The sequence below is a fragment of the Mesorhizobium sp. INR15 genome, from assembly GCF_015500075.1.
Lineage (GTDB): Bacteria > Pseudomonadota > Alphaproteobacteria > Rhizobiales > Rhizobiaceae > Mesorhizobium.
The window spans coordinates 6031078-6045702 of record NZ_CP045496.1; the positions used below are offsets into that span (position 1 = coordinate 6031078).

Annotated in this window: 13 protein-coding genes; 1 reads left to right on the top strand and 12 read right to left on the bottom strand. The window is 63.1% G+C overall.

Translation table 11 applies throughout. The annotated features are described in order from the left end of the window. Positions 1-51 precede the first annotated feature (51 nt). From GA829_RS29430 to GA829_RS29440, 3 genes are all read right to left on the bottom strand, one after another. Entirely contained in the window at positions 52-993 is a 942-nt protein-coding gene (locus GA829_RS29430; RefSeq protein ID WP_195176054.1) for a ring-cleaving dioxygenase, read from the bottom strand. A 196-nt stretch (positions 994-1189) separates the two neighbouring features. Next, a complete protein-coding gene (locus tag GA829_RS29435) occupies positions 1190-2248 on the bottom strand; it encodes a maleylacetate reductase (RefSeq protein ID WP_195176055.1) in 1059 nt (352 codons plus the stop codon). Positions 2249-2257: 9 nt separating this feature from the next. Further along, complete coding sequence (locus GA829_RS29440) at positions 2258-3247, bottom strand: amidohydrolase family protein (RefSeq protein ID WP_195176056.1); 990 nt, start codon at positions 3245-3247, stop codon at positions 2258-2260. A gap of 335 nt (positions 3248-3582) precedes the next feature. On the opposite strand from GA829_RS29440, the gene GA829_RS29445 reads away from it, so the two are divergent. Then, positions 3583-4446: a helix-turn-helix domain-containing protein gene (locus GA829_RS29445; RefSeq protein ID WP_195176057.1), complete on the top strand. Its 864-nt coding sequence runs from the start codon at positions 3583-3585 to the stop codon at positions 4444-4446. Positions 4447-4510: 64 nt separating this feature from the next. On the opposite strand, the gene GA829_RS29450 is transcribed toward GA829_RS29445, so the two are convergent. The 9 genes from GA829_RS29450 to GA829_RS29490 form a co-directional block, all read right to left on the bottom strand. After that, positions 4511-5341, bottom strand: coding sequence for an SMP-30/gluconolactonase/LRE family protein (locus GA829_RS29450; protein WP_195176058.1), 831 nt, complete (start codon positions 5339-5341; stop codon positions 4511-4513). Positions 5342-5344: 3 nt separating this feature from the next. Beyond that, positions 5345-7120 carry a CoA-transferase gene (locus tag GA829_RS29455; protein ID WP_195176059.1) on the bottom strand — a complete coding sequence of 592 codons (1776 nt, stop codon included), beginning with the start codon at positions 7118-7120 and terminating at the stop codon, positions 5345-5347. A 14-nt stretch (positions 7121-7134) separates the two neighbouring features. Further along, positions 7135-8151 (bottom strand): hypothetical protein, encoded by a 1017-nt coding sequence (locus tag GA829_RS29460; RefSeq protein ID WP_195176060.1) that lies wholly within the window; start codon positions 8149-8151, stop codon positions 7135-7137. Beyond that, a complete protein-coding gene (locus GA829_RS29465) occupies positions 8148-8930 on the bottom strand; it encodes an enoyl-CoA hydratase/isomerase family protein (protein WP_195176061.1) in 783 nt (260 codons plus the stop codon). The genes GA829_RS29460 and GA829_RS29465 overlap by 4 nt, the downstream gene beginning before the upstream one ends. A 2-nt stretch (positions 8931-8932) precedes the next feature. Then, positions 8933-10138: a CaiB/BaiF CoA transferase family protein gene (locus tag GA829_RS29470; RefSeq protein ID WP_195176062.1), complete on the bottom strand. Its 1206-nt coding sequence runs from the start codon at positions 10136-10138 to the stop codon at positions 8933-8935. Between the two features lie 21 nt (positions 10139-10159). Further along, positions 10160-10945 (bottom strand): SDR family NAD(P)-dependent oxidoreductase, encoded by a 786-nt coding sequence (locus GA829_RS29475; protein WP_195176063.1) that lies wholly within the window; start codon positions 10943-10945, stop codon positions 10160-10162. Position 10946: 1 nt separating this feature from the next. Continuing rightward, positions 10947-11945, bottom strand: a complete 999-nt coding sequence (locus tag GA829_RS29480) for an ABC transporter permease (protein WP_195176064.1) — start codon at positions 11943-11945, stop codon at positions 10947-10949. A gap of 69 nt (positions 11946-12014) precedes the next feature. After that, a complete protein-coding gene (locus GA829_RS29485; RefSeq protein ID WP_195176065.1) occupies positions 12015-13550 on the bottom strand; it encodes a sugar ABC transporter ATP-binding protein in 1536 nt (511 codons plus the stop codon). After that, positions 13540-14523 carry an ABC transporter permease gene (locus GA829_RS29490; protein ID WP_195176066.1) on the bottom strand — a complete coding sequence of 328 codons (984 nt, stop codon included), beginning with the start codon at positions 14521-14523 and terminating at the stop codon, positions 13540-13542. The genes GA829_RS29485 and GA829_RS29490 overlap by 11 nt, the downstream gene beginning before the upstream one ends. Positions 14524-14625 lie beyond the last annotated feature (102 nt).

The following is a 14625-nucleotide window of genomic DNA, read 5'->3' on the forward strand; positions in this document are numbered from 1 at the left end:
TCGAGCCGAGCGCGGCCGCCTGGCGGCAGCCGCGCGGAGCGTTGACCTGCGTCAGCCAAGCGCGGGCAGGACTGCCTCGATCATGGCGCGGCGCGCTTCGAGCCAGGGCGGCAGTTTCAGATTCCGGCCAAGATCCGCTGACGGCTCGTCCACGGTGAAGCCTGGCTCGTCGGTGGCGATCTCGAAGCGAACTCCGCCCGGCTCGCTGAAATAGACCGAGCGAAAGTAGTTCCGGTTCAACTGCTGGGTGACGGGAATGGAATGCGCCTCGGCGAGTTTCCCGGCCATCTCGGCCTGGACGGCGTCATTGGCGGCACGGAAGGCGACGTGATGTATCGAGCCGGGGCCGAGGCGGCCTTCAGGAGCATCCTTGTCCACGTGGATGTCGACAATGCCGCCAAGCGTCGTGTCGCCAGCCTGGAACCGCGTCACGTTGCCCTCGAACGCGATGGGTGTGAACCCAAGCACCCCGCTCAGGATCGCGGCGGTCGGGGTGGCGGCCCGCTCCAGCAGGCTGATGCCGTGGAAGCCGCGCAGCGCATACGCCTCCGGCACATCGCCACCGGCGAAGGCAGGCTCTGCTTCAGCCCCATGAACACCCACGAGTGCCAGCCTGACGCCATCGGCATCCTGGAAGGGCAGCACCGTCTCGCCAAAACGCTTGAAGCGCGGCTGCTGGACCACCCCCTTCTCGGCAAAGCGCGCGGCCCAGTAGTCGATTGCGTTGGCCGGCACACGATAGGTGGTTTCCTGCGCTTGCCCGGCGCCGAGCCGACCCGGCTCCTTCTGCGAAGGGAAGAAGGTTATGATGGTGCCGGGCTGGCCAGCGCCATCGCCATAGTAGAAATGATAGACTTCGGGGTCATCGAAATTGACGGTCTTCTTGACGAAGCGCAGCCCCAGAATGGCCGTGTAAAATTCGACGTTTTGACGGGCGGGCCCGCAAAAAATCGTCACATGATGGATCCCATAACTACCCACGGCCAGTACCATTCTTTCTCTGCGTGTTGATGTTGATCGCGCGGATGCGCCGGGCATCGATCGCAGCCGCTGCCACGGTGCGGCGCCCGAAAATGCTTGCCGCACAAGGGCTGGAGATACGTAACAAGCGGCCGGGATCGTGTGTAGTTTGATAAACGATGGAGTATTACAGTTTTCGGCGTGCCGAGCTTTTCGTTGACGGCCTGCCCTATTCCTGTGGAGCAACGCCTTCATAGGCTCTCGTCACCAGCGCGCGCAGTGCGTCTTGTTCGAGCGGCCGCGGATTCCAGTAGGGGTTTTCCAGCGCGCGGCCGACAGCCTCCTCGATATGCGGCCGCGACATGCCGATGTCCTTGAGCGCGCGCCTGGCGCCAACAGCACCGGCAAGGTCGTAGAGGCCAAGCGCGGCGTCGCGGACGCCGAGTGCCGCCGCGATCTTGGCGACGGCTTGCGGCGCCGCTCCTGCATTGTAGGCAAGGGCATGCGGCAGGACGATCGTATGCGTTTCCGCATGCGGCAAGCCGAGCAAGCCTCCCAGTGTGTGGCAGAGCTTGTGGTGCAGCGCCATGCCGACCGCGCCGAGGCACATGCCGCACAGCCAAGCGCCGTATAGCGCCAGGGATCGCGCTTCCTGGTCGCCGGGCTTCTCGACAATCCGAGGCAAGGCCCTGGCCAGCGCGCCTATGCCTTCGGCGGCCATCAGGTCGACCACCGGATTGCGGTTACGCGCATACAGCGCCTCGACCGCGTGTGCGATGGCGTTGATGCCGCTGGTACCGGATATCAATGTCGGCAAGGCAAGCGTCAGATCGACGTCATAGATCACGGCTTCGGGCAATATCTTGCGGTCGGTTTGCGTGATTTTCGCGCCGTCAACCGTCTCACCGAGAACCGATGTCATTTCCGAGCCGGCATAGGTGGTGGGGATGACGATCTGGGGCAGATCCGTGCGAAGCGCTATGGCTTTGCCAAGGCCGATTGTCGACCCGCCGCCGACGGCGACAACACCGTCGATCCGAAGATCGGCAACCACGGCCATTGCCGCCCGCGTAGTGTGCAATGGCGTGTGCATGGCGGCTTCGGCGAAGATGCCCGCCGCGCGATCGCCCAAGAGAGCAGCCACCTGCCCCGCTAGCCGCTGCCGTGGCGTCGACAGGATCAGAACACGGTTCAAACCCAGTCGCTGGGCCTCCGAAGGCAATTGCGCCAGCGTTCCCGATCCGAAGAGCACGCGGGCCGGATTGGCGTTGTAGACAAAGCCATGCATCGTCAGGCTTCAGGCAAAGCGGGGAAACAAGGCCTGCGCATTGCCCCTGGCGATGGCGTGGCGCTGTTCATCGGTCAAAGGGAAATCATCCAGCAGTTGCCGGTAATACGCCGAGCGCTCCTTCGCCGCGAACGGCCAGTCGCTGCCGAACGTGATGTGCGTCGGTTCCGCGAAGGAAAGCAGGCTTGGCAACGCATAGGGCGTGCTGGACAAGGCTGTATCGAAATAGAATCGTCGCAACCGGTTGATGCCGCTTTCGCTGCTGCCGTCGGCCGAACACAGATTGGCAAAGCGCTGCGCCGCGTAAGGCAGGAATCCGCCGGCATGTGACAGGATTATCCGCAGGCGTGGAAAGCGTTCGAGGCAGCCTGACTTTGCGATGTTGATCGCCGCCCGCGTCGTGTCGAGCAGGAAATCGGCGGCATAGGAAGGGATGCCCGGCACTTCGTCGCTGGGAAGCGCGCAGGGATGGATAAGGATTGTCGCCCCACGGCGATCCAGCTCCGCCATCAGCGGGTCCCAAGATGCATCGCCAAGATAGGTGCCGCCGATGTTGCTGAGCAGGATAATGCCATCGGCCTGCAGCGTATCGAACGCATGGGCCGTCTCGGCCAGCGCGCCATCGAGATCCGGCAAAGGCAGCGTCGCAAGGAAGCCGAACCGCTTCGGATATCTCGAGACAATGTCGGCGGCAAACTCATTGACCGCCCGGGCCATCCCGCGCACATCGGCATCCGCATCGAGGTAGACGCCTGGCGTCGAGACCGAGAGAACGCTGGCGGCAATGCCGTTTTCATTCATCAGGTCGAGAGCGCCCTCAAGGCTCCATTTGGGAAGCGGCCGGTCTCCATCGGCGATGCCTCGGCTGTCGAGCCAGGCGGCATATTGCGGGGGGAGAATATGATGATGGGTGTCGATGCGGCTATCGTTGCCTGTCGCCTTGGCCGAGTCTGACGCGCATCGGGATTGCCCATGCGAGCGCGGCAAATCAGTATTCATTCTGTCAGTCCTCGACTCTGAAAATAATACACGCCACGGCGGTGCGGCGATCCGAGCCGGTGACGCACCGCGAATTTAGAACGGACACTTTCCCAGCTGCATATCGCGGCGACGAGCAAACGATCGAGGTCGAACAATCCCGGATAAATTTCGATATACTTCGGTTGCGTAAAGCATAATTGCCGGGCTTGTGTTCGTTCGAGACTGTTTTATGAATGTCGCGTTTTAGAGCGGTCGATGTTTCGTTGATGCCGGCAAGCTAACGAGCCCCGGGAACCGGGACTAGATTGATAAACGGCACATCATTACGATTTTCGGCACCCAAGGGTACTGCCATGAGCGAACAGCCGGACACATTGACGACAGCGCTTGCGCCCGAACTGAGCGAGCGGATCAAATGGATAGTCAGCGAGTTCAAGGTCGATATTCTGACCGCGATCAACTGGCGCATCGCCGCGCCATGGTCACTGGCTTCGCGCCGGGTCAACGACAGTTTCTTCCTGTTTCCGGCCAAGGGAGTGGTGAAAGTCACCAGCGAAGGCACGGTCTACAGCGCCGCGCCCGGCCAGTTCATCATGCTCAGGGACAATGTCGAACACATGGTGGAGCTGGGCGACGGCTGCACCGAGCTCGACATGATTGCGGTCCATTGCCACATCAAGAATGTCTGGAAAGTGCCGCTGCTCAATTTCTTCGTCCAGCCGACGGGACGTCTGCGTGGTCCCGTCGCGGATATGGCTGAATTGCGAAGCTTCGTGTCGGTGTTCAATACCGACAGCCAGTCGGGACAGAACTGGGGCAGCGCCTTCTTGAAAAGCCTGCTGATCCATGAAATTCTCGATGGCGCCCAACTGCTTCCGAGAGACGATCATCTCGACCATCGCATCAGCAAGTCGCTGCTGAAGATCCATGATTTCTACAGCCAGGATATCTCGGTCGATAGCCTCGCCGGCGAGAGCAAGCTCAGCCTTGTCCAGTTTCGAAAACTATTCAGGCTGCATGTCGGTGTCGGACCGAAAAAATATCTCATTCAGTACCGCCTGAATGCCGCTAAGAAACTTCTGCAGGAGAGCGACCTCTCCTTGAAGGAGATCGCCGGAGTTGTCGGATTCCAGAGCGTCCAGTATTTTCACTCTGTGTTTCGGGTCAATTTTAAGAGCACGCCGGGCGAATTTCGCTACAAGTCAAAGCGCATATGAGAATACGCTGGCCGAGAGACCTGGCGCTGCAAGACGCCCTGATCGCAACGGATATCCGACGCCTTTAAAGAAGGCTCAAGTCAATCTCGGTGATGTGCCAGCGTCCCAGATTGGCGGTGTAGAGCTTGTCCCCCTTGAAGGCGATATTGGTGGGATGCGCCAAAATGGTCGCCGCTTGATCCTCGATCAGCACTTCGAGGCCTCTGTCTTCTCGCCAGCGATAGATCCGGCTTGGCTCGTAGCATGAAATGAACAGCGACCCGTCGGGCGCGAAAGCCACGCCATCCGGAACATTGTGGACGCCTTCGATGACGACCCGCCGCCGCCCCGCCGTCCCGTCGGCAAGGATCGGCACACAGCTGATGCATGGCGCGTCGCTTTCCACGACGTAGAGACCGTTGCCATCCGGCGCCATGGCCATGCCGTTGGCAAATGACATCGCCTCCCGGCACCATAGGCCGCCCTCGCCTGTCTTCAGGTCAAAGCGGAAAATCCCCGAGCGTTTGTCTTCACCAACACTGTCCGACACGTAGAGCCAGCCTCTGGCCTCGTCGACGACTGGGTAGTTCGGCACGCGTATTCCCGCCGAAGCGAAACGTTCCATGCGAGCCGTCACGGCATCCCAGCGGAAGATCGCGGCGTGCTTCAAGTCGCAGGCAAAACAGTTCCCCGTGCTGTCGAAAGCAATGCCGAGCAGGAAGCCATCGGTGCCACCCATGCGCTCGACCGAGCTGCCATCGGCAGCCAGCCGCAAGAGGTCGCCGGTTTCGGTGCCGCACCAGACCGACCCGTCGCGGTGGACGGCCACGCCCTCCGGATGCGCGACGCGTGGACTGGTGAAGATCCCGTCGAAGAAGACCCGCGCGGCGGAGATGTCGAGCAGCGGCTTGGCCATGAATCAGCTCCTTGCGACGTCCCGTCTTTGCTGTAGCGCGATGCATCTTTCGACCACTGCGCGGTCGGCCGCGAGGATCTCGGCGATGAGCGCACCACGCTCCTTGGCGCTGACGAACTCGAGACGGCGAAGGCCCAGCGGATCGATGCGGTTTCGCAGGACAGCGAGCGTATCGCCGGAAGGCAGTGGGACCTCCTTGCAACCGGCATCGAACGTCACTGCAAATCCGGTGGCATTACGGATCTGCTCGTGCGTGACGCCGGGCATGGTCTCGATGACGGTCAATTCCCGGGATGTTTGATCGAGCCGAAAGACGCAAAGATTGGTGAAGACCAGTGCACTGCCGGTGCGATAGCCCATCGGCTCGCGCTCGGCGGGCGTCAGGAGCCCACGGGCGGAGCTGACGATCTCGACCTGATCCACCAGGGACTGCACCGAATGGCGGGGAATGTAGAGCAGGTAGTCGCGATGCATGTTGGCGACGTCGGCCATGCCGCCCTGACCGGGCAACCGGATAAGGCCGCCGCTTGGTTTGCGCAGTGCGATGGTGTTGACACGGCCACATCGATCGACCTGCGCGGCGCCGACGATCTCATGCGTTACAGCACCTGCCTGGTAGTAGGTCGAGTAAGTGTCGTCGCCACCAGCATGCGCCACTGCCGTCTCGCAATCCAAGCTTTCGATCAGTGACAGGATCATCGGGCTTGGCGCGATGTCGAGGTGACCGCAACTCATGGTCGCGATGATCATGTCCGGCGCGTGCGTTGCCTTGGCCAGCCTGTAGGCGACATTGGCCAGCGGCGACACCGCGCCGGCGCTGGCAAAACTCTCATTGCCGAGTTCGGCGGCGATGCGTACGGCGATGATCTCGTCGACGGCGGCTTTCTTTTCGCCAGGCGCAAGTGTCGGCATGGCGACAACCGTTTCAGCGCGGACCTTGGCGGCTTGCCGGAGCAGATCCGGCATGCCTTCAGACGGCAGGCGCAAAGTGTCCGCCAAAGGCGTTTCCCTTGTCGCGAACGCCTCCGACAACGCCTGATAATCCGTCACATGGAATGGCAGGCACGATGCCGGATAGGCGCCGCCCGGCGCCAGCGCTATGGCCGAAACATGGTTGCGGGTAAGAATGCTCTGGCGCCCGTCCTGCCGAAGCGCCCCGACCGGGACGATTTCCTCGACCGTGACCAGAACCTTGCGCGCCGCGCCCGCCATGGCGAAGTCGAGTGCGCGGGGGCCTATGATCTGCACATTGCCGCTTTCATCGGCGCGCTGGGCATGGACGACGAATGTATCAAGGCGCAGAGGTGGTATGAAACCCGTAACGGTCCCGCCGATGGGATCAGGCGCGGCGATCGCGCGGGGCACGCGCGCCAGCATGTCGGACCCTTGCGGGAGCTGGAACGGCATCGACGGCAGGTTCTGCTGTGCTGCCCGCAAGGCCTGGATCATGGCCAGCGCCGTCCAGTCACGGACCTGAATCATGCCGGTCTCAGCGGCGGCACGAAAACGCGGCGGAAGGCCAAAAATGTCGAGGCTGGAAAAGCAGAGATCAATTTCCGCTACGGCCTCCGCCTCGAGCAGCAGTTCGAGCGGCAAGCCGCCGGCCCAGCAGACGTAGCGCAGGTCCCCGACGCCGGAACTGGCGATCGCGCCCAGCAATGCGATGGGCAGCCGGGCGAAATGATGGCCGCCAACGCCGAAGACATCCCCCTGGCCAACCATGGCGGCAAGCCCATCAACATCGGTGAAGCGCGGCCGGTTCGGTTTGACCAGAGACATTGCCAGGCGATCAGTCACAGCGCGGATGCCTCAATACGGTAACGGGTGACGAAGGGTGTTTCGGGTGAGAATTCCAGCGCCGTTGCGATGCCGGATTGTGTGATCGGATTGTCGGCCAACGCGGTCGCCGGGCCGAGCCCGAAGGGCGAGCAGACCGGCTCGATACCGATGGCGACATGACGCCCGTTCCACGGCGCTGCCTTGCGGCCGCGATTGGAGTACCAGAGCAGAAGGCTCGGGAAGTGTTCCTTCCGCCACGAGAGTTTTACCCGATAGCCGTCCGCGTGGTTGGCGAGCGCCGCCGTGCCGTCGAGACCCTCAATCTGCAGCAACTCCTCGGTATCGGCGGCCAGAGGCAGGCGCGAGGCGTCAGCCACGCCGCCGGGGCGCGCCGGCACGCTGGTCAGTTCGGTGAATGACCTGTCGCGGGCGAACAGCTCCGCGCCGGGCTCGACATCGTGTGGATAGGTGCGGCCTTGATCGAAGCGGCCGAGTTCCAGCGTGGCGGCGCCGGTCTCCAACGGCAGCCGGAACACTGGATGCAGCCCAATGGGCAAGCGGCAGGGACGGCGAACCAGAACCTTGAACTCGATGTCGATGGCCGGCGCCGAAGGATCGGGTACTATCGTACGTTCAACGCACTCGACCGGGCTTCCCTGAGGATAGGCAAGCGACAGCGACAATGATCCCTTGCCGCTGTCGCGCCATGTCCAGTCATGGTTTGAGGCATGGCCATGGACCTCTTCATCTGGCTGAGGCGGACCCATCACGCGCGCCCAGGTCTCCGGCCATCCGTCGGCGGATACCGAGTAGCCGAAGGGCACGCAGGGCCATTCGCCACGCAACTTGCGCAATATTCCTGGCAGCGCTGCCGCGCCGGGTTCGTGCGACCACGGGGCGATGTGCATCGGCGAGACCTGCCGGCCATCGGCAAGCAGGAACGTAACGGGAGCCAGCATCGCGCCAAGCCGCTGGACAGTCAGCGCACCATGCGCCCAGCCCAATCCGCGATAGTCGTCGCCGTCCTTCATGGACCCGCCTTCTTGACCGCACTCCTGTCAGCGAACTCCCTGACGCGCCGCTGGCCGATCTCGCTGCGGTAGAGGCCGCCCAGAATATCGCGCTCCATGGCGAGACCTTCGGCCAGATCGCCCGACACAGCATGCGCCGTCAGCGTCTTCAGGCCTTCGATAGCGGCGGCGGGCTCGGCGGCGATCATCTGTGCCAGCTCCAGCGCGCGCGGCATCAACCTGTCGACATCGACGATTTCGTTGACCAGCCCGGCATCGACGAATTGGGAAGCCGGCACGATGGCGCCGGTCATCAGCAAGAGGTTGGCGCGGTTGCGGCCAAGCCTGGCAACGCTGCGCTGCGTGCCGCCACCGCCAGGGATCAGCCCGAGCTTGATCTCCGGCAGGCCGAGCTTGGCGAATTGGTGGGCGATGACGATGTCGCAGCACAGCACCAGTTCCATGCCGCCGCCCAGAGCGAAGCCGTTGACCGCCGCGATCACCGGCTTCGTATTGTTCTCGATCGCCGCGTACATGCGGGTGCCGGCGCCCTGGAACGTGTCGAACTCCGGCCCGCTCTGCGCGGCATATTCCTTGATGTCGGCGCCAGCCATGAAGCCGCGCCCCTCGCCGGTCACCACGATCGCACCGATGCCTGCATCGCTGGACAGCGCCTCGAAAGCCTCGGTGATCTCGCCTTGCATCAGCCGGTTCATGGCATTGAGCTGGTCGGCGCGCCGGAAGGTGACGATCGCGACGCGGCCCGAGGTTTCGACCGTCAGTGTCTGGTAGGCTTTCATCGTCAGGCCGCGTCCACGGTCATGTCGCCTGACGCCTCAAGTGCCGCGATCTCGTCCTTGGAGAAGCCGAACTCGGCCAGGATCTCGCGGCCATGCTGGCCGACCAGCGGTGCCGGCCGTTCGATGGTCGCCGGCGTCTCGCTCATCTTGACCGCCGGCCCGACCACCCGCACCTTGCCGCCGCGCGGATGATCATAGCTGGTGATCATCCCCATGTGCTTGACCTGCGGGTCCTCCGCCGCGCGGCGGATGTCCTTCACCTCGGCGCACCAGATGTCGACCGCCAGCAGCCGTGCCAGCAGATCCTGCGTAGCGAATTTTTTGGTCTCCGCATTGACCTTCTCGAAGACCTCGTCACGCCTGTCGAACAGGGTTTTCAGGTCGTCGTAGACGTCCAGCTGTGGCGCTTCCAGCACCTCGTAGAGCGTCTTGAACGGGCTCATGGCGATCGATATGTAGCCGCCGTCCTTGGTCTCGTAGATGCCGAACGGCGCCTGCATGCCGGGATGGCCGATGCCGGAATTGGGCCGCACGAAGTCCTCGCCGAGATTGAGCACGGCGACATATTCCTGGTTGAGGTGCGCCATCAGACCGGCCAGCAGGTTGACCTCGATCTTCTGGCCTTTGCCAGTCTTCTCGCGATAGTAGAGTGCCGACAGGATGCCGTAGACCATGTTCATGGCGCCGATCTGATCGGCGAGGCCGGCGCCGGCGGGAACCGGGGCCTGGTCGCCACGGCCGGTGTTGGCAATCAGCCCGGCGAGCCCCTGGATCAGCATGTCCTGGCCGGGGCGCTCGACATAGGGGCCTTCCTCGCCGTAGCCAGAACCCGAGCAATAGATGACGCGCGGATTGACGGCCTTGAAGTCCTCGTAGCCATAGCCGAGCTTGGCCAGCACGCCGGGGCGAAAATTCTGCACCACCACGTCGGCGGTCTTCGCCATCTCCATGATGATGGCATGCACCTTGCGGCTCTTTAGGTTGAGAGCGATCGAGCGCTTGTTGCGGTTCCAGGCGAGGAAATTCGGGCTCTCGGAGCCGCCCACCCATTTGGCGAAAAAGGTCATGCCGCGAAACATGTCGCCGGCCCCGGCGCGCTCGACCTTGATCACATCGGCGCCCATGTCGCCCAGCAATTGCGTGGCGAACGGCCCCTGCAGCAGATGGCTGAAATCGAGGATGCGTACGCCTTCGAGGGCCTTGTTCATGTCATGTCTCGTTTCGTGTTTTCAAAGCAGTTCGGGGACGTAGCGCGGTGCCGCGGTCAGCCCGCCGTCGACGCGCAGATCGGTGCCGGTGGTAAAGCCCGCGGCGTCTGAGGCGAGATAAATGGCGGCTTCGGCCACTTCGGAGGGCTCGCCGATACGGCCAAGCGGATGCATCTTGACCCAGGCTTTTGCCAGATTGCCGCCGATCTCCTTGATCAGCCTGTCGTTCATCGGCGTGTTGATGGTGCCGGGCGAAATCGAATTGACGCGGATGTTCATCGGGCCGAATTCGACCGCCATCTGCCGCGTCATCGCCATCACCGCGCCCTTGGCGCCGGCATAGGCGGTCCAGCCATCCAGCCCGATGTGGCCCTGCGCGGAGGCCATGTTGATGATCGAGCCGGACTTTTGCGCGATCATGTGCGGCAGCGCATATTTGCAGCCACGAAAGACGCTGGTCAGGTTGACTAATATCAGCCGGTGCCATTGCTCATCGGTCATCTCGTGCACCGGCATGCCGCCAATGGCGATGGCTGCGTTGTTGACCAGCACGTCGAGATGTCCGGTCTTTTCGACGGCGCTGCCGATGAGGCTGACGATATCCGCCTCCTGCGAAACGTCGCAATGCACATAGTTGGCGAGGTAGCCGGCCGCGCGCAGCGCCGCCGCGAAACCTTCCCCCGCCGTATCGGCGATATCGCCGAGGAAGACATGCGCGCCCTCGCGCGCCATCGCCTGCGCGATCGCGTGGCCGATGCCGTCGGCGGCGCCGGTGATAACGGCGGTTTTTCCTTCGAGACGAGCCATGTCAGCCTCCAGTCGCGCGCCGGCGTTTCGCCTCGTCGAAGGCGACCGCGGCGATGATGATCATGCCGGTGATGACCAGCTGCCATTCGGTCGGCAGGCCAAGCCCGCGCAGGCCGTTGGACAGGAACTGCAAGATCAGCACGCCGAGCGCCATGCCGCCCAGGCTGCCGATGCCGCCGGCCAGGCTGACCCCGCCAAGCACGGTCGCGGCGACCACCTGGAACTCGAAATTGAGCCCTGCCGTATGCTGCGCCGAACCGACACGGGCCGCCAGGATGATGCCGGCAACCGTCGCCAGCAGCGAGCTGATGATAAAGCAGATGAACTTGACGCGCCGCACATCGTAGCCCGCCAGCCGCGCCACTTCCTGATTGCCGCCGACAGCATAGATCTGACGACCGAAAGGCCGATGGCGCATCATGTAGGCGAAAGCGGCGAGCAGGATGATCGCGATGACGGCCGAATACGGGATGATGTCGAACAGCCGGCCATCCGACAACGCGATGAAGCTGTCGAGGCTGGCGTCGTCCGGGATCGCGCGTTGGCCGGTGTAGAGATAGACGCCGCCGCGCATGATGAACATCGTGCCCAGCGTCACGATCAGCGAATTGATGCCGGCATAGGCGGTGAGGTAGCCGTTCACCACACCGATGATCAGGCCGAACAGCAGCGCGCCGCCGATGCCGAGCAGCAGGGAGTTGGTGTCGTTCATGATGATGATTAGCGGCAGCGCAATGGTCGCCAGCAGCGAGCCGATCGAAATATCGACTTCGCCGGAAATGAAGACGATGGCGCAGCCTGTGCCGGCGATCAGCGGCAGCGACGCCTGGCCGAGCACATTGGTGATGTTGCGCACGGAAAAGAAGTTCTCCGCCGTGACGGAGAAGAAGGCGATGATCAGCACGAGGCAAACCAGCAGCGCCACTTCCTGGCGCCGCAACAGGCGCGCGAGGAGCGACGGTTGCGCATGCGGATCGGCTGACAGCGAGGCGTTGCTCATGGTCTGGCCGCCTCTGCTTCAACATCGATCTGTTCGAGATGCATCCCGACATGCGCCAACATGGCGATCTCACCCGATAGCGGCATTGAGGATCCTTTCCTGCGTGGCGTCGGCGCGCAAAAAGGTCGCGGAAATGCGGCCTTCGGCCATGACCGCGACACGGTCGGCCAGGCCGAGCAGTTCTGGCATTTCGGAGGTCATCATCACTACCGCCAGACCTTCGCCGGCGAGGCGGTCGATGAGCGCGAATATCTCCGACTTGGCGCCGACATCGATGCCGCGCGTCGGCTCGTCGACAACGATGACTTTCAGTCCGCGCATGAGCCAGCGGGAGATCAGCACCTTCTGCTGGTTGCCGCCCGACAGGTTCTTGATCTGCTGGAACAGGCTGGGCGTCTTGACCCGGAAACGGTCAACATAGTCCTGAACCGCGGCGCGCTCCCGGGCGGTGTCGACGAAGCCCATCTTGGCGAAGCGCTTCAGCGAGGCGAGGCTGGCATTCTGGTACACGGGCAGATCGCCCATCAGGCCTTCGCTCTTGCGGTCCTCCGTCAGCAGGCCGATGCCGAGGCGCACGCCCGACGTGGTGTCGTGCGGCGAGAGGGTCTGGCCATCGATCGTGATCGTGCCCGCGGTGATCGGGTCGTAGCCGACGATCGCTTTCGCAAGCTCGGTGCGTCCCGCGCCCATCAGGCCGAAAAAGCCCAGAACCTCGCCGGAGCGGGCCTCGAAGCTGACATCCTTCAATTTGCGTGCCGTCGACAGACCCTCGACGGAAAGCGCGACGCGCGTACCCGCCGGGCCGCGCTGACGGGGAAATAGGTTGTCGATACGCCGGCCGATCATGTCCTGGATCAGCGTGTCGTTAGTGTGCTCGCCGATGGGTTTGGTCGAAATGTGCTTGCCGTCGCGCAGCACGGTCACCGTGTCGGCGATCTCGAAAACCTCGTCGAGCTTGTGGCTGACATAGACGACGGCAATGCCGAGCGCGGTCAGCCTGCGGATGACGGTGAACAGCAACGCCACCTCGTTCGGGGTCAGCGACGAGGTCGGCTCGTCCATGACGACGACACGCGCTTCATGCGCCAGCGCGCGGGCAATCTCGACCATCTGCTGCTGGCTGACAGGCAGCGAGCCCGTGCGCGCCGCCGGGTCGACATTGAAGCCGATGCGCTGGAACAAGGCAGCCGCGTCGGCGCGGATCTTCTTCCAATCGATCGAGCCTGCCTTGCCGGTCGGATAGCCCTCCAGGAAGATGTTTTCCGCGACCGTGAATTCCGAGATCAGCGCGATCTCCTGGAACACGACCTTGATGCCTTGCTTCAGGCTGTCGCGCGGCGACTTGATCTCGACGTCACGGCCCTGCATCCGGATCGTACCGGCATCCTTGGCGTAGACGCCCGCCATGATCTTGATCAGCGTCGATTTGCCGGCGCCGTTTTCCCCCATCAGCGCGTGCACCTTGCCGGGCACAAGCGTCAGGTCGACATTTTCAAGCGCCATCACACCCGGGAAGCGCTTGCCGATGCCGGACATTTCGAGCGCCGGCTGGCTGGCGTCGATGGCGATGTTGCTGGCGGCGTCTTGATTGAGGTCAGCGGGCATTGGCTTTGCTCCGCACAATGTCGAGATAGGTGGCCAGGATGATGACGACGCCCGGTACAATCATCTGCAGGTCCTGGTTCCAGCCGAGGATGATGATGCCGTTGTCGATGACCTTCAGCACCAGAACGCCAAGCAGCGTGCCGAAAAGAGTGCCGCGGCCGCCGGTCAGACTGGTTCCGCCCAGGATGACCGCGGCGATGACAGTGAGTTCGAAACCACGTCCGGCGGTTGGCTGTCCCGCATTCATCAGCGACGACAGGATCATGCCGGCAATGCCGACGCAGAGGCCCGTGAGAACGAAGGCGAACAGCTTCAGCCGCTCGGAGCGGACACCCGACAGGCGAACCGCCTTCTCGTTGGCGCCGACAGCGTAGATGAACCGGCCAAGCACCGTGAAGCGCAGCGCGATCCAGGCGAGGAGGAAAATGACCGCGGCGAAGATGACCGGGATCGGGATCGGCCCGACATAACCAGCGCCGAGATCGGTGAAACCAACCAGCTGGTGATGGTTCTGCACAGCCTCGCGGGTGAAGAGGTAGACGCCACCTTGCAGCATCATCATCGTGCCGATCGTGGCGATCAGCGAATTCACCTTCAGGCGGGTGACGATCAAACCGTTGGCGAGGCCAACCGCCCCGGCAAAGGCAAGGCCCGCCAGCATGCCGAGCGCAAGACTATGCGTCGAATTCAGAACCGACATGCCGATGCAGCCGACAAAGGCGAGCGAGGCGCCGACCGACAGATCGACCTCGGCCGTGATGATCAGCATGGTCATGCCGCAGGCGACGATCAGCACCAACGCGCATTGGCGCAGAATGGCGATGATGTTGGCCTCGGAATAGAATTGCGGCTCGGCGATCGAGATGGCGATGCAAAGCACCGCCAAAATAAGCGCCAGCACCAGCGAACCCGACGCGCCGAACCGCACCGAGAGCGGGCGCCGCGCCGCCGAATGCTGAGATATGTCTGTCATGTCACTCGGCTCCGCGCGATGGCGTGCAGGCAAGCAAACGCTCGGCTGCCTTGCCCGGCGCATTCTTGACGGTATCGCGCGGTTGCGCGGGTCGGTGCCTGC